The sequence below is a fragment of the Halomonas sp. GFAJ-1 genome, assembly GCF_000236625.2.
Taxonomy (GTDB): Bacteria; Pseudomonadota; Gammaproteobacteria; order Pseudomonadales; family Halomonadaceae; genus Vreelandella.
The window spans coordinates 1-20,914 of the sequence record NZ_AHBC01000034.1 but is presented as its reverse complement, the minus strand read 5'-3'; the positions used below and the strand labels follow the sequence as shown (position 1 = coordinate 20,914).

At 54.4% G+C, this 20,914-nt stretch carries 17 protein-coding genes and 4 tRNA genes; all 21 read right to left on the bottom strand.

All coding sequences use genetic code 11. The features are described from left to right. Window positions 1–15: 15 nt before the first annotated feature. Window positions 16–654, bottom strand: a complete 639-nt coding sequence (rplC, locus tag MOY_RS09315) for a 50S ribosomal protein L3 (protein ID WP_009098985.1) — start codon at window positions 652–654, stop codon at window positions 16–18. A 150-nt stretch (window positions 655–804) separates the two neighbouring features. Next, window positions 805–1,116, bottom strand: a complete 312-nt coding sequence (gene rpsJ / locus MOY_RS09310) for a 30S ribosomal protein S10 (protein ID WP_009098983.1) — start codon at window positions 1,114–1,116, stop codon at window positions 805–807. Between the two features lie 159 nt (window positions 1,117–1,275). After that, complete coding sequence (gene tuf, locus MOY_RS09305; RefSeq protein WP_009098981.1) at window positions 1,276–2,469, bottom strand: elongation factor Tu; 1,194 nt, start codon at window positions 2,467–2,469, stop codon at window positions 1,276–1,278. 29 nt (window positions 2,470–2,498) lie between these two features. Then, window positions 2,499–4,622: an elongation factor G gene (gene fusA / locus MOY_RS09300; RefSeq protein WP_009098979.1), complete on the bottom strand. Its 2,124-nt coding sequence runs from the start codon at window positions 4,620–4,622 to the stop codon at window positions 2,499–2,501. A gap of 167 nt (window positions 4,623–4,789) precedes the next feature. After that, window positions 4,790–5,260 (bottom strand): 30S ribosomal protein S7, encoded by a 471-nt coding sequence (gene rpsG / locus MOY_RS09295; RefSeq protein ID WP_009098975.1) that lies wholly within the window; start codon window positions 5,258–5,260, stop codon window positions 4,790–4,792. 144 nt (window positions 5,261–5,404) lie between these two features. Continuing rightward, window positions 5,405–5,779, bottom strand: a complete 375-nt coding sequence (gene rpsL / locus MOY_RS09290; protein WP_009098973.1) for a 30S ribosomal protein S12 — start codon at window positions 5,777–5,779, stop codon at window positions 5,405–5,407. 214 nt (window positions 5,780–5,993) lie between these two features. Further along, window positions 5,994–10,208, bottom strand: coding sequence for a DNA-directed RNA polymerase subunit beta' (gene rpoC / locus MOY_RS09285; RefSeq protein ID WP_009098971.1), 4,215 nt, complete (start codon window positions 10,206–10,208; stop codon window positions 5,994–5,996). Between the two features lie 10 nt (window positions 10,209–10,218). Then, window positions 10,219–14,295 carry a DNA-directed RNA polymerase subunit beta gene (gene rpoB, locus MOY_RS09280; protein ID WP_009098969.1) on the bottom strand — a complete coding sequence of 1,359 codons (4,077 nt, stop codon included), beginning with the start codon at window positions 14,293–14,295 and terminating at the stop codon, window positions 10,219–10,221. A 355-nt stretch (window positions 14,296–14,650) separates the two neighbouring features. Continuing rightward, entirely contained in the window at window positions 14,651–15,019 is a 369-nt protein-coding gene (gene rplL / locus MOY_RS09275; protein WP_009098968.1) for a 50S ribosomal protein L7/L12, read from the bottom strand. Window positions 15,020–15,119: 100 nt separating this feature from the next. After that, entirely contained in the window at window positions 15,120–15,623 is a 504-nt protein-coding gene (rplJ, locus tag MOY_RS09270) for a 50S ribosomal protein L10 (protein ID WP_009098966.1), read from the bottom strand. Between the two features lie 299 nt (window positions 15,624–15,922). Further along, window positions 15,923–16,615 carry a 50S ribosomal protein L1 gene (gene rplA, locus MOY_RS09265; RefSeq protein ID WP_009098964.1) on the bottom strand — a complete coding sequence of 231 codons (693 nt, stop codon included), beginning with the start codon at window positions 16,613–16,615 and terminating at the stop codon, window positions 15,923–15,925. Window positions 16,616–16,617: 2 nt separating this feature from the next. Then, window positions 16,618–17,049 carry a 50S ribosomal protein L11 gene (gene rplK, locus MOY_RS09260; RefSeq protein WP_009098963.1) on the bottom strand — a complete coding sequence of 144 codons (432 nt, stop codon included), beginning with the start codon at window positions 17,047–17,049 and terminating at the stop codon, window positions 16,618–16,620. 123 nt (window positions 17,050–17,172) lie between these two features. Next, on the bottom strand, window positions 17,173–17,706 hold the full coding sequence (gene nusG / locus MOY_RS09255; RefSeq protein WP_009098960.1) for a transcription termination/antitermination protein NusG: 534 nt from the start codon (window positions 17,704–17,706) through the stop codon (window positions 17,173–17,175). A gap of 8 nt (window positions 17,707–17,714) precedes the next feature. Continuing rightward, the gene (gene secE / locus MOY_RS09250; protein WP_009098958.1) at window positions 17,715–18,098 is read right to left on the bottom strand and encodes a preprotein translocase subunit SecE; all 384 of its coding nucleotides are present in this window, start codon (window positions 18,096–18,098) and stop codon (window positions 17,715–17,717) included. Between the two features lie 72 nt (window positions 18,099–18,170). Next, a tRNA-Trp gene (locus MOY_RS09245) sits at window positions 18,171–18,246 on the bottom strand. 152 nt (window positions 18,247–18,398) lie between these two features. After that, a tRNA-Thr gene (locus tag MOY_RS09240) sits at window positions 18,399–18,473 on the bottom strand. 20 nt (window positions 18,474–18,493) lie between these two features. Further along, a tRNA-Gly gene (locus tag MOY_RS09235) sits at window positions 18,494–18,567 on the bottom strand. A 108-nt stretch (window positions 18,568–18,675) separates the two neighbouring features. Further along, window positions 18,676–18,759, bottom strand: a tRNA-Tyr gene (locus tag MOY_RS09230). Window positions 18,760–18,902: 143 nt separating this feature from the next. After that, window positions 18,903–19,742: a type III pantothenate kinase gene (locus tag MOY_RS09225; protein WP_009098957.1), complete on the bottom strand. Its 840-nt coding sequence runs from the start codon at window positions 19,740–19,742 to the stop codon at window positions 18,903–18,905. Then, a complete protein-coding gene (locus tag MOY_RS09220; RefSeq protein ID WP_009098955.1) occupies window positions 19,739–20,722 on the bottom strand; it encodes a biotin--[acetyl-CoA-carboxylase] ligase in 984 nt (327 codons plus the stop codon). The genes MOY_RS09225 and MOY_RS09220 overlap by 4 nt, the downstream gene beginning before the upstream one ends. After that, window positions 20,709–20,914: hypothetical protein (locus MOY_RS17550; protein WP_009098953.1), on the bottom strand; the 206-nt coding region annotated here is incomplete at its 5' end. The genes MOY_RS17550 and MOY_RS09220, both read right to left, overlap by 14 nt.

Genomic DNA, 20,914 nt, shown 5'->3' with positions numbered 1-20,914 from the left:
TGGTAATTATCCCCTTCAGCCAGCTTTCACGGCGCTGCGAACGATAACATCGCTACCGGTCGCGCCCGGAACAGCACCTTTGATCAGCAGCAGGTTACGCTCGGCGTCGACACGGACGATCTCAAGGCTCTGCACGGTGCAACGGGCATTACCCATTTGACCGGCCATTTTTTTGCCTTTAAAAACACGACCCGGGGTCTGACACATGCCGATAGAACCCGGCGCGCGGTGCGACAGGGAGTTACCATGCGTGTTGTCTTGGGTACGGAAGTTCCAGCGCTTAACAGCACCCTGGAAGCCTTTACCCTTAGAGGTGCCAGTCACGTCGATCATTTGACCAGCTTCGAAGAGGGATACGGTGAGAGAGCCACCCACCTCTGGAGCTTCTTCGCCTTCTGCAAGACGAAATTCCATCAGTGAACGACCAGCCTCAACACCCGCCTTGGCAAACTGTCCAGCTTGCGCTTTGGTGAGGTGCTTGGCTTTACGAGAACCTGTAGTCACCTGAACCGCTGCATAACCGTCAGACTCAAGGGTCTTAACGCGCGTTACACGGTTAGGGTCAACTTCAATAACGGTCACGGGCACGGAAGCGCCATCTTCGGTAAAGACACGGGTCATCCCGGCCTTTTTACCGACTAAACCGATAGTCATACTCAGTCTCCTATAGTGTACGGGGCTATCACCCGCTATGGCTGCCCTTTCCAGAGCATTCCACTAGCACATTGTGTGGCGCCTCACGGCGCGGCGGCTGCTGCTTACCCTAAAAATTAGTAAGCGCTGGGCCGCAAGTGACTAGTGTAATTAGTCGAGCTTGATTTGCACGTCTACGCCAGCGGCGAGATCGAGCTTCATCAGCGCATCAACAGTTTTCTCAGTCGGCTCAACAATGTCGAGCACACGCTTGTGAGTACGAATCTCATACTGATCACGCGCATCTTTGTTAACGTGCGGTGAAATCAGGATGGTATAGCGCTCGCGGTTGGTCGGCAGCGGGATCGGCCCACGAACCTGAGCACCAGTACGCTTAGCGGTTTCAACGATCTCCGCTGTGGACTGATCGATCAGGCGATGGTCGAACGCTTTCAACCGAATGCGAATCTTTTGGTTCTGCATTTGCCCTAAACTCCAATGGATGTCGACGGCGCGAGCCGTCTACCCACGCATTCAAAGGATGCGCATTATAGGCACGCCAACAGCCCATGTCAAACATTTGCTATTGGTGCGCAGAAAAGGGGGCTCACAAGAGCCCCCTTGATCAGTCAAGTAAGCAGCTTACTTAACGATCTTAGCCACAACGCCAGCACCAACGGTACGACCACCTTCGCGAATTGCGAAGCGCAGACCGTCGTCCATAGCGATCGGAGCAATCAGGGTAACAACCATCTTAACGTTGTCGCCCGGCATAACCATTTCAACGCCTTCCGGCAGTTCACAGGTACCGGTTACGTCTGTGGTACGGAAGTAGAACTGGGGACGGTAGCCCTTGAAGAAAGGCGTGTGACGACCACCTTCTTCTTTGGACAGTACGTAAACTTCTGCTTCGAACGTGGTGTGCGGGTTGATGGTGCCCGGCTTAGCCAGTACCTGACCACGCTCGACGTCATCACGCTTAGTACCACGCAGCAGGGCGCCAACGTTCTCACCTGCACGACCTTCGTCGAGCAGCTTACGGAACATTTCAACACCGGTAACGATGGTCTTAGTGGTGTCGCGGATACCCACGATTTCCACTTCTTCGCCCGCTTTTACGATACCGCGCTCTACACGACCGGTAACAACAGTACCGCGGCCAGAGATAGAGAACACGTCTTCGATCGGCATCAGGAACGGCTGGTCGATAGCACGCTCCGGCTCAGGAATGTACTCATCCAGAGCTTTGATCAGATTCGCAACAGCAGTAGTACCCATGCCGTTCTCATCTTCACCGTTCAGAGCCATCAGCGCAGAACCAGTGATGATCGGCGTGTCATCGCCCGGGAAGTCGTACTCGTCGAGGAGTTCGCGAACTTCCATCTCAACCAGCTCAAGCAGCTCTTCGTCATCGACCATGTCCGCTTTATTCAGGAACACAACGATATACGGAACGCCAACCTGACGAGACAGCAGGATGTGCTCACGCGTCTGCGGCATCGGGCCGTCAGCAGCAGAACATACCAGGATTGCGCCATCCATCTGCGCAGCACCGGTGATCATGTTCTTGACGTAGTCAGCGTGTCCTGGGCAGTCAACGTGCGCGTAGTGGCGCTCTTCAGACTGATACTCAACGTGAGACGTAGCGATGGTGATACCGCGCTCGCGCTCTTCAGGAGCGTTATCGATGGTATCAAACTCACGCCAGTCGCCGCCGAAAACCTCAGCAGACACACGAGTCAGAGCCGCTGTCAGAGTCGTTTTACCGTGGTCGACGTGACCGATGGTGCCGACGTTGACGTGCGGTTTGGAACGTTCAAATTTTTCCTTAGCCACTGCTATAACCTCTTTACGTTAGCTAACGGTTAACCGTTTTGGTTGATGACGGCTTCTACGACGCTGGAGGGCGCCTCGTCGTACTTCGCGAACTCCATAGAGTAGCTCGCACGGCCCTGGGTCTGAGAGCGCAGATCGGTTGCGTAACCGAACATCTCACCCAGCGGCACCGTTGCGCGGATGACTTTTCCGGAGCTGGAGTCATCCATGCCCTGCACCAGACCGCGACGACGGTTCAGGTCACCCATGACGTCACCCATGAAATCTTCGGGGGTCACGACCTCGACCTTCATCACCGGTTCCAGCAGCACGGCCTTGGCCTTCCTGGCACCTTCTTTAACCGCCATGGAAGAAGCAATCTTAAACGCAGTCTCGTTAGAGTCCACGTCATGGTAAGAGCCATCGTACAGCGTGACTTTAACGTCGATCATCGGGTAACCGGCGATGACACCGTTCTTCAGCTGTTCGTAGGCACCTTTTTCTACTGCTGGGATGTATTCCTTGGGAACCACACCACCAACAATTTCGTTGACGAACTTGAAGAAGATTTCTTCATCGCCTTCGCCCTTCTCTTCAGCAGCAAGCGGCTCAATGCGCAGATGCACGTGACCGTACTGCCCACGACCACCTGACTGGCGCACAAACTTGCCTTCTTGCTCAATACTGCCACGGATGGTTTCGCGGTAAGCAACCTGCGGCTTACCGATATTGGCCTCAACCTTAAACTCGCGACGCATACGGTCGACAAGAATATCCAGGTGCAGCTCACCCATACCAGAAATAATCGTCTGGCCGGTCTCTTCGTCAGTCTTCACCTGGAAGGAAGGATCTTCCTGGGCGAGCTTGCCCAGTGCAACACCCATCTTTTCCTGATCCGCCTTGGACTTCGGCTCAACGGCAACCGAGATTACCGGATCCGGGAACTCCATACGCTCAAGGACGATTTTGTCGTCAATATCGCACAGAGTGTCACCGGTGGTGACGTCCTTCAGACCGATACAGGCCGCAATGTCGCCCGCCAGTACTTCTTTGATCTCTTCACGAGAGTTGGCGTGCATCTGAACGATACGGCCAACGCGCTCTTTCTTCTGCTTAACGGAGTTATATACACCGTCACCAGATTTCAGAACACCCGAGTAAACGCGGATGAACGTCAGGGTACCAACAAAGGGATCGGTGGCGATTTTAAACGCCAGCGCCGCAAACGGAGCACTGTCGTCTGCCTCACGCGTTGCAACCGTACCGTCTTTGTCGTCCAGCTCACCCTCAATCGCTTTAACTTCCGTCGGCGAAGGCAGGTATTCAACCACTGCATCCAGAACCGCCTGAACACCCTTGTTCTTAAAGGCAGAACCACAGGTCACCAGCACGATCTCGCTAGCTAATGTGCGCGCACGAAGTCCCGCCTTAATTTCCTCAATGGTCAGTTCCCCACCTTCGAGGTACTTATCCATCAATTCATCAGAGCCTTCAGCTGCGGCTTCGACCATTTGCTCGCGATATTTTTCAGCAGTTTCTTGTAGCTCAGCAGGAATATCGACAAGCTCATACGAGGTGCCTAAGTCTTCCTCACTCCAGAGGATAGCCTTCATCTCGATCAGATCGATAACACCTTTAAAGTCTTCCTCTGTACCCCAGTTAATCTGGATTGGCACAGCGTTAGCACCTAAGCGCTCCTTCAACTGGTCAACAACCATGAAGAAGTCTGCACCGGTACGGTCCATCTTATTGACGAAAACCATACGCGGGACTTCATACTTATTGGCCTGGCGCCATACTGTTTCGGTCTGCGGCTGAACGCCGGAAGAGCCGCACAGTACAACAACAGCACCATCAAGAACACGCAAAGAACGCTCAACTTCGATAGTGAAGTCAACGTGCCCCGGAGTGTCGATGATATTAATGCGGTGCTCATCAAACTGGTGATTCATACCTTTCCAGAAGGTAGTAACAGCAGCCGAGGTGATAGTAATACCACGCTCCTGCTCTTGCTCCATCCAGTCAGTAGTCGAAGCACCTTCATGGGTTTCGCCCAGCTTGTGGTTTACGCCAGTGTAAAACAAAACACGTTCTGTCGTGGTTGTCTTACCTGCATCAACGTGGGCAACAATACCCAAGTTGCGATAGCGATTAAGCGGTGTTTTGCGTGCCACGGTGAAGCTCCCGTTAGTTGGCAATGCTCGTTAATTCAGCAGTGTTCATTTTGCGTATCCCACCGCCGCCACCTATAAAGATAGCGGCAGTGTGTTGCAGCATGGCGAAAAAACTCTTTAGCGCAGCACAACCAGCAAAATCAAACACAAACTCAGAAACGCCGAGTTTAGAAACGATAGTGAGAGAAGGCCTTGTTGGCTTCTGCCATACGGTGCACATCTTCACGCTTCTTAACAGCCGAGCCTTTGCCTTCAGCGGCATCCAGCATTTCACCTGCCAGGCGCTGAACCATCGTTTTCTCACCGCGGCGACGCGCAGCGTCCACCAACCAGCGCATTGCTAGGGCTTGGCGACGCGAAGGACGAACTTCGACCGGCACCTGATAGGTCGCACCACCAACACGGCGCGACTTTACTTCGACCATCGGCTGGATAGTTTCCAGCGCCTTGTCGAAGATTTCCAGCGGCTCTTCATTACTACGCTCGGCAACCTTGTCCAACGCACCATAAACGATGCGCTCAGCTATGGACTTCTTGCCGCTGACCATCAGGTGGTTCATGAACTTCGCCAGACGCTCACTTCCGAACTTGGGATCCGGCAGGATTTCGCGTTTAGCTACAACTCTTCTTCTAGGCATGATAAGCCCTCAATTAAGGATCCTTCAGGTAAACCCGGAACTCAAACGTTTAAAAGCGCTGCCCGACCTTACTCTTATCAGACCGTCATATTCGTATAAAAGGTAACAACACAAACGCACAGGTGCGCTACGAACTAAGACGCCTTAGGACTTCGGACGCTTGGTACCGTACTTAGAACGACCCTGCTTACGGTTCTGAACACCGGAGGTGTCAAGGGCGCCACGAACGGTGTGATAACGCACACCTGGCAAATCCTTTACACGGCCGCCGCGAATCAGAACAACAGAGTGCTCCTGAAGGTTGTGACCTTCACCACCAATATAAGACGAAACTTCAAAACCGTTGGTAAGGCGCACACGGCAAACCTTACGCAGGGCCGAGTTCGGCTTCTTCGGGGTGGTGGTGTAAACGCGCGTACAAACGCCGCGCTTTTGCGGGCACGCTTGAAGCGCAGGCACGTCACTCTTAGTGACGGGGCGCTTGCGCGGCTTGCGCACTAGCTGATTAATCGTTGCCATGGTGTTTAGCTGACTCCAATGGTTGCCCTGCTTTTCAACAAGTAGCCTTTTAACAAGTACTGGCAGCGGATGCGGGCGCACCCACCCCACTGTTAAAGGCTGCGCATTCTAATAGCTGACCCTAGGTGACGTCAAGTCTTGCCGGCGGTTTAACCGACAAGATGGCGTCATTAAGGGCCAGAGTCTCGTTTTTGCTCGTTGTTACTACCGCTACTTACAGCTCGTCGTCTGAATCAAGAGCGGTCAACTGAGCACCAAGCTCTTGCTCTACCTCGGTCGCCGAGGGGTTGAACAAACGCTCAACGTCTTCGCGCTTGCGACGACGCTCGGCGTGGTGAGTCAGACCGGTACCTGCCGGAATCAGACGTCCAACTACCACGTTTTCTTTCAGGCCACGCAAGTAATCGCGCTTGCCGGTTACCGCTGCCTCGGTCAGTACGCGGGTCGTTTCCTGGAACGATGCCGCGGAAATGAACGATTCAGTGGCCAAGCTGGCCTTGGTAATACCCAGCAGCATACGTTGATACTTGGCTGGGAATTTCTTCTCTTTTTCAAGACGTTCGTTCTGCTCCAGCACACGAACCAGCTCTGCCTGATCGCCCGTGATGAAGTCAGAGTCGCCGGAGTCGGTGATCTCTACCTTACGCAGCATCTGACGCACAATCACTTCGATGTGCTTATCGTTGATGCCTACACCTTGCAGACGGTAGACGTCCTGTACTTCGGCCGTAATGTACTTCGCAAGCTCCGCGACGCCGAGTAGACGCAGAATGTCGTGAGGGTTACTTGGACCATCAGAGATGACCTCACCCTTCTCAACAGCCTCGCCCTCGAAGACGGCAATTTGGCGCCACTTCGGAATTAGCGCTTCAAACGGGTCGCCAGACTCCGGGGTAATCGTCAAACGACGCTTGCCCTTGGTCTCTTTACCAAAGCTTACTACACCGCTGATTTCGGCCAGGATCGAGGACTCTTTCGGCTTACGCGCCTCAAACAAGTCAGCAACCCGTGGCAGACCACCGGTAATATCTTTGTTCGCCGACGCCTCTACCGGAATACGCGCGACCACTTCACCAACGCCGATGGTCGCACCATCGTCGACAGAGATAATCGAGTTACCCGGCAACAGGTACTGTACTGGCGTATTGGACCCGGACACGGCTACATACTCGCCCGACGCGTCCTGCAGCATTACCATTGGGCGCTTATCGCGACCCGCCATCGGACGTGCTGCCGACTCGATAACTTCGATAGACGAAAGACCGGTCATCTCATCGACGGTACGGTGCATGGTGACACCTTCGTCAAGATCAATGAACTGCGCTTTACCCTCTACTTCGGCGATAACCGGGTGAGTATGCGGGTCCCATTTTGCGACGACAGCGCCGGCATCAACGACTTCACCATCACGTACGGAAAGCTCAGCGCCGTAGGGCAGTTTGTAATACTCACGCTCACGACCGTGGTCGTCGGCAACGGCCAGGGCGCTGGAGCGAGAAACCACCACCAGCTTACCGTCGGCACGCTCAACGTGCTTGATGTTGTGCAGACGCACCTTACCGCCGTGCTTAACTTGAACGCTGTCAACAGCTGAAGAGCGCGACGCCGCACCACCAATGTGGAACGTACGCATGGTCAGCTGGGTACCTGGCTCACCGATGGACTGGGCAGCGATAACACCGACCGACTCACCGATATTCACCTGATGACCACGGGCCAGATCACGTCCATAACAGGAGGAGCACACGCCATGGGCGGTTTCACAGGTGATGGTCGAGCGAACGATAATCTCGTCGACACCCATGGTGTCAAGTTCAGCGCACCACTTCTCATCCAGCAGTGTGCCGCGCGGAATCAAAATATCATCATTGCGGGGGTCCACAACGTCGATAGCTACCACACGGCCCAGTACGCGCTGAGACAGCGGCACGATGATATCGCCACCCTCGATAATCGGGTGCAGCGTCAAGCCTCTTTCGGTACCACAGTCGGTCTCGGTGATGACCAGATCCTGGGCTACGTCCACCAGACGACGGGTCAAGTAACCGGAGTTGGCCGTTTTCAGGGCCGTATCCGCAAGACCCTTACGTGCACCGTGAGTTGAGATAAAGTACTGAAGTACGTTCAGACCTTCACGGAAGTTAGCGACGATCGGCGTTTCGATGATCGAACCATCCGGCTTAGCCATCAGACCACGCATACCTGCCAACTGGCGGATCTGGGCAGCAGAGCCACGAGCACCTGAGTCAGCCATGATAAAGACGCTGTTGAACGAGTCTTGCTCAACTTCGTTGCCTTCACGATCGATGACGGTCTCTTTAGAGATACCCACCATCATCGCTTTGGCGACTTTATCGTTAGCCTTGGACCAGATATCGATAACCTTGTTGTACTTCTCACCCGCCGTTACTAGGCCAGAAGAGAACTGGTCTTCGATCTCTTTAACTTCCGCTTCTGCAGCATCAACAATCTCAGTTTTCGCCTCGGGAATAACGAAATCGTTAACACCGATAGAGGCACCCGACCACGTTGCTAAACGGAAGCCGGTATACATCAACTGATCAGCGAAGATAACGGTCGGCTTCAGGCCGGCGCGACGATAAACCTCGTTGATCAGGCTGGAGATCGCCTTCTTCTTCATCGGCTGATCGATCAGCGCAAACGGCACACCTTCCGGCAAAATGCGGAACAGCAGCGCACGACCTACCGTGGTGTCGTAAATACGGCGATGGAAGCTGCGCGCACCGGTTTCTTCTTCGATATCAATTTCGTCCAGACGCACTTTGACGCGAGCGTGCAGCGATACAGATTGCGTACCAAACGCGCGCTCTACCTCATTGAGGTCAGAGAACACCATGCCTTCGCCTTTGGCGTTGATCTTTTCGCGGGTCATGTAGTAAAGACCCAGAACAACGTCTTGAGACGGCACAATGATCGGCTCGCCGTTAGCAGGCGACAGCACGTTGTTGGTGGCCATCATCAGCGCACGCGCTTCAAGCTGGGCTTCCAGGGTCAGCGGTACGTGTACCGCCATCTGGTCACCGTCGAAGTCGGCGTTGTAAGCGGCACATACCAGCGGGTGCAGCTGGATCGCCTTACCTTCGATCAACAGCGGCTCAAACGCCTGGATGCCCAAACGGTGCAGCGTCGGCGCACGGTTAAGCAGTACCGGGTGTTCGCGGATAACGTCAGCGAGGATGTCCCACACCTCCGGCAGTTCGCGCTCGACCATCTTCTTCGCGGCTTTAATCGTGGACGCATGGCCCAGCGACTGCAGCTTGGAGTAGATAAACGGCTTGAACAGCTCCAGAGCCATTTTCTTCGGCAGACCACACTGGTGCAGACGCAGCGTCGGGCCTACGGTAATAACCGAACGGCCTGAGTAGTCTACGCGCTTACCCAACAAGTTCTGACGGAAACGACCCTGCTTACCTTTGATCATGTCGGCGAGCGATTTCAGCGGGCGCTTGTTAGAGCCCGTGATCGCACGGCCGCGACGACCGTTGTCCAGCAGCGCATCCACCGCTTCTTGAAGCATGCGCTTCTCGTTGCGCACGATAATATCCGGCGCATTCAGATCAAGCAGACGCTTCAGACGGTTGTTACGGTTGATCACACGACGGTAAAGGTCGTTCAGATCAGAGGTCGCGAAGCGGCCGCCGTCCAGCGGTACCAGCGGACGAAGATCCGGCGGCAGCACAGGCAGCACTTCCATGACCATCCACGCTGGCGCATTGCCGGAGTGGTAGAACGCTTCAAGCAGCTTCAAACGCTTAGAGAGCTTCTTGATTTTGGTTTCGGAGTTAGTCTGCGGAATCTCTTCACGCAGATGATTAATCTCTTCTTCCAGATCAATGTCTTTGAGCAGTTCTTGAACGGCTTCAGCACCCATGCGGGCGTCGAAGTCATCGCCGAACTCTTCCAGCGCCTCGAAGTACTGCTCATCGTTCAGCAGCTGACCACGCTCCAGCGTGGTCATGCCTGGATCAATAACCACAAAGCTTTCGAAGTAGAGCACGCGCTCGATATCACGCAGGGTCATATCGAGGAACATGCCGATACGCGACGGCAGTGACTTCAGAAACCAGATGTGAGCGACCGGCGATGCCAGCTCAATGTGCCCCATGCGCTCACGGCGCACGGCGGCTTTAGTGACTTCAACGCCACACTTCTCACAGATAATACCGCGGTGCTTCATGCGCTTATATTTGCCGCACAAACACTCATAGTCTTTCACTGGGCCAAAGATCTTGGCGCAGAAAAGGCCATCCCGTTCCGGTTTAAAGGTACGGTAGTTGATGGTCTCGGGCTTCTTCACCTCGCCGAAAGACCAGGAGCGAATCATGTCCGGCGACGCCAGGGTAATCTTGATCGCGTCAAACTCTTCGGACTGAGATTGCGATTTGAGTACTTTCACCAAATCTTTCATGGAACGGCTCCTAGCTCTCTAACTCGATATCGATGCCCAGCGAGCGGATTTCCTTCACGAGTACGTTGAAGGATTCCGGCATGCCTGCCTGCATGGTGTGGTCGCCATCCACGATGTTTTTATACATCTTGGTGCGACCTTCGACGTCATCCGACTTGACGGTGAGCATCTCTTGCAGCGTATACGCGGCACCGTAAGCTTCCAGCGCCCACACTTCCATCTCACCAAAGCGCTGACCACCGAACTGCGCCTTACCACCCAAGGGTTGCTGGGTAACCAGCGAGTAAGAGCCGGTAGAACGGGCGTGCATTTTGTCGTCTACCAAGTGGTTAAGCTTCAGCATGTACATGTAGCCAACGGTGACTGGGCGATCAAACGCATCGCCGGTACGCCCATCATACAGCGCCATTTGGCCTGACTCAGGAATGTCCGCAAGCTTCAGCAGGTGTTTGATTTCATGTTCTTTAGCACCATCAAACACCGGCGTTGCCATCGGCACACCGCCCTTAAGGTTCTTCGCCAGCGCGATCACTTCTTCATCGCTCAGCGAATCAAGATCTTCGGAGCGGCTACCAGGCGTATTGTAGATCTGGCCCAGGAAGTCGCGAATTTCAGCTACTTGCTGGCCACGGGCATCGCGCAGCATCGCTTCAATTTTCATGCCCAGACCGCGGGCTGCCATACCTAGGTGGGTTTCCAGGATCTGACCCACGTTCATCCGCGATGGTACACCCAGCGGGTTTAGTACCACATCGACCGGCTCGCCCTTCTCGTCGAACGGCATATCTTCAATGGGCATAATCGCCGAGATAACACCTTTGTTACCGTGACGACCTGCCATTTTATCGCCGGGCTGGATGCGACGCTTAACCGCCATGTAAACCTTAACGATTTTCAGCACGCCCGGCGCAAGATCGTCGCCCTGGGTTAGCTTGCGCTTCTTATCTTCAAAGCGCTCGTCCATTTCTTTACGGCGATTTTCTAGCTGCTCGTCGGCCTGAGCCAACAGCTCGTTATAGGCTTCATCCTGCATACGCAGCTTGAACCACTGCTGACGCGGCAGCTCGTCGAGGTAAGCCTCGTCAAGTACGTCACCTTTCTTAAGGTTCGGGCCGCCGTTAACGGCTTGGCCTTCCAGGGTACGCTTTAGACGCTCAAAGGTAGCTTCTTCGGCAATACGGTAGGTCTCCTGGAGATCCTTACGCACTTCGTCCAGCTGCATCTGTTCGATAGCAAGCGCACGAGAGTCTTTCTCAACGCCGTCACGGGTAAACACCTGAACGTCGATGACCGTGCCTTTCATGCCTGTCGGGGCACGCAGCGAGGTGTCTTTAACGTCAGACGCCTTCTCACCGAAGATAGCGCGTAGCAGCTTCTCTTCCGGCGTTAGCTGGGTTTCACCCTTAGGCGTTACTTTACCGACCAGAATGTCGCCGGGGCCAACTTCAGCACCAATATAGACAACGCCTGCCTCATCCAGCTTGCCCAGCGCCGATTCACCTACGTTGGGAATATCCGCAGTGATCTCTTCTGGCCCTAACTTGGTGTCACGCGACACACAGGTCAGTTCCTGGATGTGAATCGTGGTGAAACGGTCTTCCTGTACCACCCGCTCAGACAGCAGGATGGAGTCCTCGAAGTTGTAGCCGTTCCAGGGCATAAAGGCGATGCGCATGTTCTGACCAAGCGCCAGATCGCCCATATCCACAGACGGACCATCGGCAAGAATATCGCCACGGGCCACGCTATCACCAGGGCGCACGATGGGGCGCTGGTTCATACAGGTGTTCTGGTTTGAACGGGTGTATTTGGTCAGGTTGTAGATATCAACACCGGCTTCACCGCCAATGATTTCATCTTCGTGAACCCGTACAACAACACGACGCGCATCAACCGAGTCGATTACACCGCCACGGGTGGCTACGGCACAAACGCCGGAGTCGCGGGCGACGAAACGCTCCATCCCGGTACCTACTAGCGGCTTATCAGCACGCAAGGTGGGAACCGCCTGACGCTGCATGTTCGCACCCATCAAGGCGCGGTTAGCATCATCGTGCTCAAGGAACGGAATCAATGCGGCCGCTACTGAGACAACCTGGCGCGGAGACACGTCCATCAAGGTGACCTGCTCAGGCCGCATAAACGTGGTTTCACCACGGTGACGCACCTGAACCAAGTCATCGCTCAGCTTGTTAGATTCATCAACAGCTGCCGACGCCTGGGCAATAACGAAGTCACCTTCCTCGATCGCCGACAGGTGGACGATATCGTCGGTCACCTGGCCAGCGTTCACCTTACGGTAAGGCGTTTCGAGGAAGCCGTAGCTGTTGGTATGGCTGTACGTCGCCAAAGAGTTGATCAGGCCGATGTTTGGGCCTTCCGGCGTTTCGATCGGACACAGACGGCCGTAGTGCGTAGCGTGTACGTCGCGCACCTCGAAACCAGCACGCTCGCGGGTCAAACCACCCGGGCCGAGTGCAGAGACACGGCGCTTGTGGGTAACCTCAGAGAGCGGGTTGTTTTGATCCATAAACTGAGAGAGCTGGCTTGAACCAAAGAACTCTTTCACCGCCGCCGCTACGGGCTTGGCGTTGATCAAGTCTTGAGGCATCAGGCCTTCGCTTTCCGCCATGGAAAGACGCTCTTTCACCGCACGCTCAACGCGCACTAGACCGACGCGGAACTGGTTCTCAGCCATTTCGCCAACACAGCGAATACGGCGGTTACCCAGGTGGTCGATATCGTCAACATCGCCGAAGCCATTACGGATATTGATCAGCTCGCGCAACACATCCAGGATGTCTTTGCGATCCAGTACACCAGAGCCTGTATCAGTATCACGACGCAGACGACGGTTGAACTTCATACGGCCAACGCCCGACAAGTCGTAGCGGTCTTCGCTGAAGAACAGGTTGTTAAACAGCGTCTCAGCAGCCTCTTTGGTAGGCGGCTCGCCGGGTCGCATCATGCGGTAAATTTCCACCAAAGCTTCAAGCGCGGAGTTCGTAGAATCCAGCTTCAAGGTGTCGGAAATAAATGAACCGCAGTCAAGGTCATTGGTGTAGAGCGTTTCAATATCCGTGATGCCGCCCTGAGCCATGCGCTCAAGGACTTCAGGCGTAATTTCCGTATTGCAGGGGCAGATCAGCTCGCCAGTTTTGGTATCGATCTGATCTTTTGCCAGCGTCTTACCGAACAGATACTCCATCGGCACTTCCAGACGCTCAAGACCGGCTTTTTCAAGCTGGCGAATGTGCTTCTGGGTAATCCGACGCCCCTCTTCAACAATCGTCTCGCCGCTGCCATCTTTGATATCAAAGGTGGCGGTTTCACCGCGCAGGCGCGAGGGCACCAGCTCTACAAAAAAGCCGGTTTTCTCGATATGGAAGACGCTTGTTTCAAAGAATTCGTTAAGAATCTCTTCGGTGCTCATTCCCAGGGCACGCATGAGTACCGACGCCGGCAGTTTGCGGCGACGGTCAATACGTACAAAGACGTTGTCCTTGGGGTCGAACTCGAAGTCTAGCCAGGAACCACGGTAAGGAATTACCCGGGCTGAATAGAGTAACTTGCCCGACGAGTGGCTCTTACCTTTATCGTGATCGAAGAACACACCGGGCGAACGGTGGAGCTGGGAAACGATAACCCGCTCAGTACCATTGATGACAAAGGTACCGTTCTCGGTCATCAGGGGGATTTCCCCCATGTAGACTTCCTGCTCTTTAATATCCTTGATTGCCTTGTTCGACGAGTCGCGATCATAGATGATCAAGCGAACCTTGACGCGCAGCGGGGCGGAATACGTCACGCCACGCAGCTGACACTCCTTCACATCGAACGCCGGCGTGCCAAAGCGGTAGCTGACATATTCCAGCGCCGCATTGCCGGAGAAACTTTCAATCGGGAACACGGACTTAAACGCCGCGTGCAGGCCGATTTCGTGACGCTCGTCAGGAGAACGATCCTGCTGGAGAAAGTCGTAGTAGGAATCAAGCTGGATGGCCAGCAAGTAAGGCACATCCATCACTTGGGGCAGTTTGCCGAAATCCTTGCGGATGCGTTTTTTCTCAGTATATGAGTAAGCCATCTGTATTCCCCAGCTTGTTCACCATGGGTGACCGATGCGTGGTCATCTGCCCCGCGGGCGTTTCAGACGCAGACAGCAAGCTCCTAAATCGGTAGCTCGCCGTCAAAAATCTTGATAGATAACAGTGTTACAGTAGTGCTGTTCACGCTTCGCTATCGCTTACGTTTACCATCACTCGCGCTTCACAACTTACGCTTCACAACAACGGTCTTACTGTGTTTACTGCTATTTCGCAGCTTTCCTGCTCGTCCTGCACTGCGTGAACAATACATTACAACAGAAAAAGGCCGACAGCGGGATATCCCGCCGCCAGCCGTGGAAGCTTACGCAGCGCGTAAAGCCATCAGCACAAGAATTACTTGAGCTCGACGCTTGCGCCTGCTTCTTCCAGCTTGGTTTTAGCTGCTTCAGCATCTTCTTTAGACATTGCTTCTTTGATCGTCGCTGGTGCGCCGTCAACGGCACCCTTGGCTTCTTTCAGGCCAAGACCAGTGATTTCACGAACCGCTTTGATGACGTTAACTTTCTTGTCACCAGCAGAGGTCAGAACCAGGTCAAACTCGGTTTGCTCCTCAGCAGCTTCGCCAGCAGCAGCCGGGCCAGCCATAACAGCGGCCGCAGCAGATACGCCGAACTTCTCTTCCATCGCTTCGATCAGCTCGACAACTTCCATTACGGACATGTCGGCTACAGCATTGATGATATCGTCTTTGGTCAGTGCCATTGTCTCATTCCTAACTTTGCGGGAGGCTCGGTATAACGAGCACTCAGGGTTCATTGCATGATTCGAGCAGCATTATTACGCTGCGGACAAAAAGGCCTGCTTATGCGGCTTCTTCTTGCTTCTGGTCGCGCAGGGCGGCCAGGGTACGAACCAGCTTGCCAGCGGAAGCTTCTTTCATTACCGACATCAACTTGGCAATTGCTTCGTCGTAAGTCGGTAGGGTTGCCAGACGGTCGATGTCAGCAGCCGGAATCAGCTCACCTTCGTAGGCCAACGCCTTCACTTCGAAGTTCTGATCTTGCTTTGCGAACTCTTTGAACAGACGAGCGGCAGCGCCCGGGTGCTCAGTAGAGAAAGCCAGCAGAGTAGGACCAACAAAGCTCTCATTCAGGCACTCCCACTGAGTACCTTCGAGGGCGCGGCGTGCCAGCGTGTTACGAACAACACGAATCTGGACGCCATTCTCACGCGCTTGCTTACGCAGATCGGTCATTTTACCGACCGTTACGCCGCGAGAATCGGCAACTACGACGGAGAGTGCGCCTTTGGCCGCTTCACTGACCTCGGCAACAATCGCTTTCTTGCCTTCAAGTGCTAGTGGCACAGTGATCACTCCTTCGTGCCGGAACCCACAACAGGCTCCGGTGGTTACCATCTCTTCCAAGCCATTAACCACCTAGCCTGAAAGCCTTAGGGGATGGTGCTCACCAGAAAGCGGTTAGCTAAAAAGCGTTAACCAACTGGCGGCCACACCATCTGCGCAGGCGCTGTTAAGGCAATTAAGCCGCGCTCAAATACTGCGCGGCACCTGCGGTCTTTGACGGCGCCCCGTTGGGCCTAAACCTAAACGGGGGACCGCAAAGTTCTTGCTCGGCTCTTACTAAAAACCTACCGACAACCCGCTTATACAAGCGCAGAGTGGTCGATGGTTAAACCCGGGCCCATCGTAGTGGACAGGGTAACTTTCTTTACGTAAATACCTTTAGAGGAGCTCGGCTTGAGCTTCTTCAGGTCAGCAACCAGCGCTTCCAGGTTGCCCTGTACCGCGGTTACGTCGAAATCAGCTTTACCCAACGTCGTGTGGATAATGCCGTTTTTATCGGTACGGAAGCGAACCTGACCGGCTTTGGCGTTCTTGACCGCAGTCGCCACATCAGGCGTTACGGTGCCAACCTTGGGGTTCGGCATTAGGCCGCGCGGACCAAGAATCTGACCCAACTGACCCACAACGCGCATCGCATCAGGAGAAGCAATGACCACGTCAAAGTCCATCACGCCTTTCTTAACTTGCTCAGCCAGATCTTCCATACCTACGATGTCAGCGCCTGCTTCTTTTGCAGCATCAGCGTTAGCACCTTGCGTAAAGACCGCTACGCGTACGTCTTTGCCAGTACCGTTAGGCATAACGGTAGCGCCACGTACTACCTGGTCAGATTTACGCGGATCAACACCCAGGTTGATCGCAACATCCAGGGACTCCTTGAATTTAACGGTAGACAGCTCGGCGAGCAGCGTAACCGCTTCTTCAAGAGAGTAAGCTTTGTTCGGGTCTACTTTCTCGCGAATGACCTTCGCGCGCTTAGATAGTTTAGCCATGATCAAAGACCCTCCACGTTTAGGCCCATGCTACGAGCGCTGCCAGCGATGGTGCGCACCGCGGCATCGAGATCAGAAGCCGTCATATCAGGCTCTTTGGTTTTGGCGATCTCTTCAAGCTGCTCACGAGTCACTGTGCCTACTTTCTTCTTGTTCGGCTCACCAGAACCCGATTTGATGCCGGCCGCTTTTTTCAGCAGAACGGCAGCAGGCGGTGTTTTGGTAACGAACGTGAAGCTACGGTCAGAGTAGACAGTGATCACGACAGGCGTCGGCAGGCCAGGCTCAATTTCTTGAGTGGCAGCGTTGAACGCCTTACAGAATTCCATGATGTTCACGCCGTGCTGACCCAGTGCTGGGCCTACGGGCGGACTAGGATTGGCTTTACCTGCAGCAACCTGCAGCTTGATGTAAGCCTGTACTTTCTTGGCCATGGTAAACACTCCAGTTGGGTAATAGCGCCTTCCGGCTCCCCGGTACGCGCGAAGCAGCGCTTGGCTGCTTCACATAAATCCAGGGTGGCACACTATGTGCACCACCCTGTTACTTTATAAGCTTTACTCTTTTTCCACCTGGGAGAACTCAAGCTCCACTGGTGTCGCACGCCCGAAGATTAATACACTAACCTGCAAGCGGCTCTTGTCGTAATTCACTTCTTCAACAACGCCGTTGAAGTCGGCAAACGGACCATCAACAACGCGGACGGACTGACCCGGCTCAAACATTGTTTTGGGCCGCGGCTTATCGGTACCGTCTTTCACCCGGCGCAGAATAGCATCTGCTTCACGGGTAGTAATGGCAGCTGGCTTCTCTTTGGTTCCGCCAATAAAGCCCATTACACGCGGCGTTTCATTGACAAGGTGCCAAGTTTCGTCAGCCATTTCCATCTCGACCAAAACATAGCCGGGATAAAACTTGCGCTCACTCTTACGGCGCTTACCGTCGCGAACCTCAACCACTTCTTCCGTCGGCACTAAGATTTCACCAAAGCGATCTTCCATGCCATACATTTTCACCCGCTCGATAAGCGAGCGCATGACATGCTTCTCGAAGCCGGAATAGGCGTGGACGACGTACCAACGTTTGGACATGAAAACTCCTAACCAATGACGCCGGACATTGCCCAGCTAAGAAGAGTATCGATCAACCACAGCATCAACCCAACCACTAGCACCGCGACCAACACAATTGCCGTGGTCTGAACAGTTTCGGGGCGGGTCGGCCACACAACGCGCTGAATCTCTTTCTTAGCGCTTACGGCAAGCTCTACCAGATCGCGACCTTTGGCTGTGGTCAGCGCGATCAAGCCTGCAATCGCACACAGAACCACCACGCCCAGCACGCGGTAGAGAAGGCCAACATCAGCGAAATAGGTGTTTCCAACGACTGCAACGACAAGCAGCGCTACAACCGCCGCCCATTTGAGCCCGTCATGGCGCGACTGTTGCACCTCTTCGCCATGTTTTAAAGAACTAGGCTTCATAAAAACGAGACTCCCAAGGGTGCAGCGAGCGACAAAGGAATTCTTGAAAAGACATACCAACCTGGGGAAGGCTGGCAGGCCAGGAGGGAATCGAACCCCCAACCTGCGGTTTTGGAGACCGCTGCTCTGCCAATTGAGCTACTGGCCTGTATCGTCATTTGCGCAGACAAATGCCTACGCAACAGCGGGCGCCATAATAGCGGAGAACACTCCACCTGACAACCCTTACACCTAACCTTTGGCGCAAAACACCAGAGGCGAAGACAAAAAAAGCGAGCTCTGCTCGCTTTTTCTGCAATATGGAGCTCATGGACGGAATTGAACCGTCGACCTCACCCTTACCAAGGGTGTGCTCTACCCCTGAGCTACATGAGCTAAATACAAAACAAAAAACTTGGAGCGGGCGGCGGGAATCGAACCCGCACCATCAGCTTGGAAGGCTGAGGTTCTACCATTGAACTACGCCCGCCGAACTCGCCTTTAGAATGACAGCCCGTTACACGAGAAACAGTAGCTAATGCCCGCTTACCGGCTTTTCATTCTCAAGCAGCGCACTATCATTGCTGCTCGACAAAATTGGTGGAGAGGGAAGGATTCGAACCTTCGAAGCTTTCGCGGCAGATTTACAGTCTGCTCCCTTTGGCCACTCGGGAACCTCTCCAGCTGTGGCGGCACATTATGCCAGCCTCCAACGCGATGTCAAGCCTGCAAACCCGTTATTTATCATAGCTTGCCGATAACTTAACGTGCTGGCTATTGCGCTATCTAGGACGCGCCTTCCGCCTTGGAACGCGCTGCATTCTGTCAAAGCAACATGGAGAATGCAAGGCCCGCGCGAATTTTTTCTAGCGACACTGGCTCAGGTACCCGCGGGGCACCCGACATTTTACCGGCTCGCTCAGCAAAGGTCAGCGGGAAACTGGCCTCCAAACCACCGTACACCATATCTGGCCATACCGCATGGGGCACCTGCACGCCTCGCGAGATTACTCGCGCATCACCACCAGTGAGCATCATTGGCAGCGCAACCCCCTGCTGATCACACACTTCGCTGTAAATGCGATTGATTGCACTCACCGCCGCCATATAGATACCGTGGTTAACCGCATCGACGGTGCGGCGCCCAGGCTCTAGCAGCGCATCGGCTTCGCTTTCAGGGTCGATCGCCACATTTTGGGTGCCAAGCTTTAAGCTCTCTTTCATGAGACGTAGGCCAGGAACGATAAACCCGCCGAGGTGCGCCCCACCAGGCAGCACAAAATCGATGGTAATAGCGCTACCGCAATCCACCGCGCAGCAGCCGCCTGCCAACTGGTAGCCCGCTAGCGCTCCCATCCAGCGATCAACCCCTAGACGGCCGGGTTCATCATAGCCATTAATTACGCCTAAGGCTTCAGCCGTAGAGTGCGCCACATGCACATGGCGCACCTGACGACGCAGCAGCGTGACGGTATCCTCTAATACTGCTGTTCGGGCAACGCTTGAAATGCGCACGGCCTCTACAACGTCTAAATCAGGAATGTCTGCCCCAGGGCGCCACTCGTCTCGCGTCCAGACCGCCCCCCGCGAGCGTATTTCGCTGCTCTCGGCATCTTTTAGCCGCCATTTTGACAGCGTGTTGCCGATATCCAGATCCAAAATCATAGGCGCCTGCGTACACTGATCTCACCGCCCGATAGGCGACGCGAGTGGTCATTTTCGGTAACCCATAGGTTACCACTCTCATCCACATCCCCGGCGATTGCATCGCTGACACGCTCACCCTGGATGACGCGAATAGGCTCTCCTGCATAGGCATGGCGTTTGTTCCACTCATCACGCCACGGACCAAAGCCTACTCCCTCAAACGCCGCCAACATGCTAAGCATGCCCGCGACCACATCTGCAGCGAGCAGGTTGCGTGAAATACCCGCCTTAGCGTCAAAGAGAGCAGCAACAGGCTGGTCGATAGTCGCGCGCAGGCTATCCGGCAGAGACAGGTTCATACCGATGCCGATAACAACTTCGCAGGGCCCCACAGCATCCCCCGTCACATCAATTAGAATCCCTGCCAGCTTACCAAGCTCATCGCCTTGCTCGGCGAGCAGAATATCATTTGGCCACTTCAGCTTTGGCGAAACGCCATACTGTTCAAGCACCTGGGTAATTACCACGCCTACTGCGAGGCTAAGACCTTCCAGCGCGTGGACGCCGGACTCAAAGCGCCACCCAATTGAGAGCATTAAACTTTGCCCCCAAGGCGTTGACCAAGCGCGCCCTCGGCGACCACGACCTGCGGTTTGCAGTTCCACCAAGCACACCTCTCGGTGACCAGCTCCTTGCAGAAAACGCTCACGCAGATACTCATTACTAGAAGCAAGCTGATCTTCCACAAACAGACGCGCCAATAAATGGCGTGCTTGGGAAGGCAGATGCTCTACGATCCTCGCGCCCACAAGGGGCTCTAAAGGATGGGCCAGCCGATAGCCTCGACCTTTGACGGCAACCAACTCTACGCCGAGCGCTTCTAGTTTCTTAAGCTGCTTCCACACGGCGGCTCGTGAAACGCCTAACGTCTCACCTAGCTGTTCACCGGAATGAACCTCGCCATCGCTTAACAAACGCATCAAGTTACCGATGGTCATGTGCCTGCCCTACCAAAAAAAACAATCTTACCGGATATATAAAAGTGTCGGAAAGCGTTGAGATTTCGATTTTATTTTTAGCGTCGAAGTCAACCCCTGCTGAAAGGGTCGTCTTTTTAGGCTTTATGTCTATCATAAGAACCAGGGTACCAAGCTCCATTTTATCGTTATGAAGCACTTGGTTACGCCACC

Excerpts from the sequence above, each read along its gene's own strand:
- rplC (WP_009098985.1), bottom strand. The coding sequence starts at position 654 with ATGACTATCGGTTTAGTCGGTAAAAAGGCCGGGATGACCCGTGTCTTT.
- rpsJ (WP_009098983.1), bottom strand. The coding sequence starts at position 1,116 with ATGCAGAACCAAAAGATTCGCATTCGGTTGAAAGCGTTCGACCATCGC.
- rpsG (WP_009098975.1), bottom strand. The coding sequence starts at position 5,260 with ATGCCTAGAAGAAGAGTTGTAGCTAAACGCGAAATCCTGCCGGATCCC.
- rpsL (WP_009098973.1), bottom strand. The coding sequence starts at position 5,779 with ATGGCAACGATTAATCAGCTAGTGCGCAAGCCGCGCAAGCGCCCCGTC.
- rpoC (WP_009098971.1), bottom strand. The coding sequence starts at position 10,208 with ATGAAAGATTTGGTGAAAGTACTCAAATCGCAATCTCAGTCCGAAGAG.
- rpoB (WP_009098969.1), bottom strand. The coding sequence starts at position 14,295 with ATGGCTTACTCATATACTGAGAAAAAACGCATCCGCAAGGATTTCGGC.
- rplL (WP_009098968.1), bottom strand. The coding sequence starts at position 15,019 with ATGGCACTGACCAAAGACGATATCATCAATGCTGTAGCCGACATGTCC.
- rplA (WP_009098964.1), bottom strand. The coding sequence starts at position 16,615 with ATGGCTAAACTATCTAAGCGCGCGAAGGTCATTCGCGAGAAAGTAGAC.
- rplK (WP_009098963.1), bottom strand. The coding sequence starts at position 17,049 with ATGGCCAAGAAAGTACAGGCTTACATCAAGCTGCAGGTTGCTGCAGGT.
- nusG (WP_009098960.1), bottom strand. The coding sequence starts at position 17,706 with ATGTCCAAACGTTGGTACGTCGTCCACGCCTATTCCGGCTTCGAGAAG.
- secE (WP_009098958.1), bottom strand. The coding sequence starts at position 18,098 with ATGAAGCCTAGTTCTTTAAAACATGGCGAAGAGGTGCAACAGTCGCGC.
- MOY_RS09225 (WP_009098957.1), bottom strand. The coding sequence starts at position 19,742 with ATGATTTTGGATCTGGATATCGGCAACACGCTGTCAAAATGGCGGCTA.
- MOY_RS09220 (WP_009098955.1), bottom strand. The coding sequence starts at position 20,722 with ATGACCATCGGTAACTTGATGCGTTTGTTAAGCGATGGCGAGGTTCAT.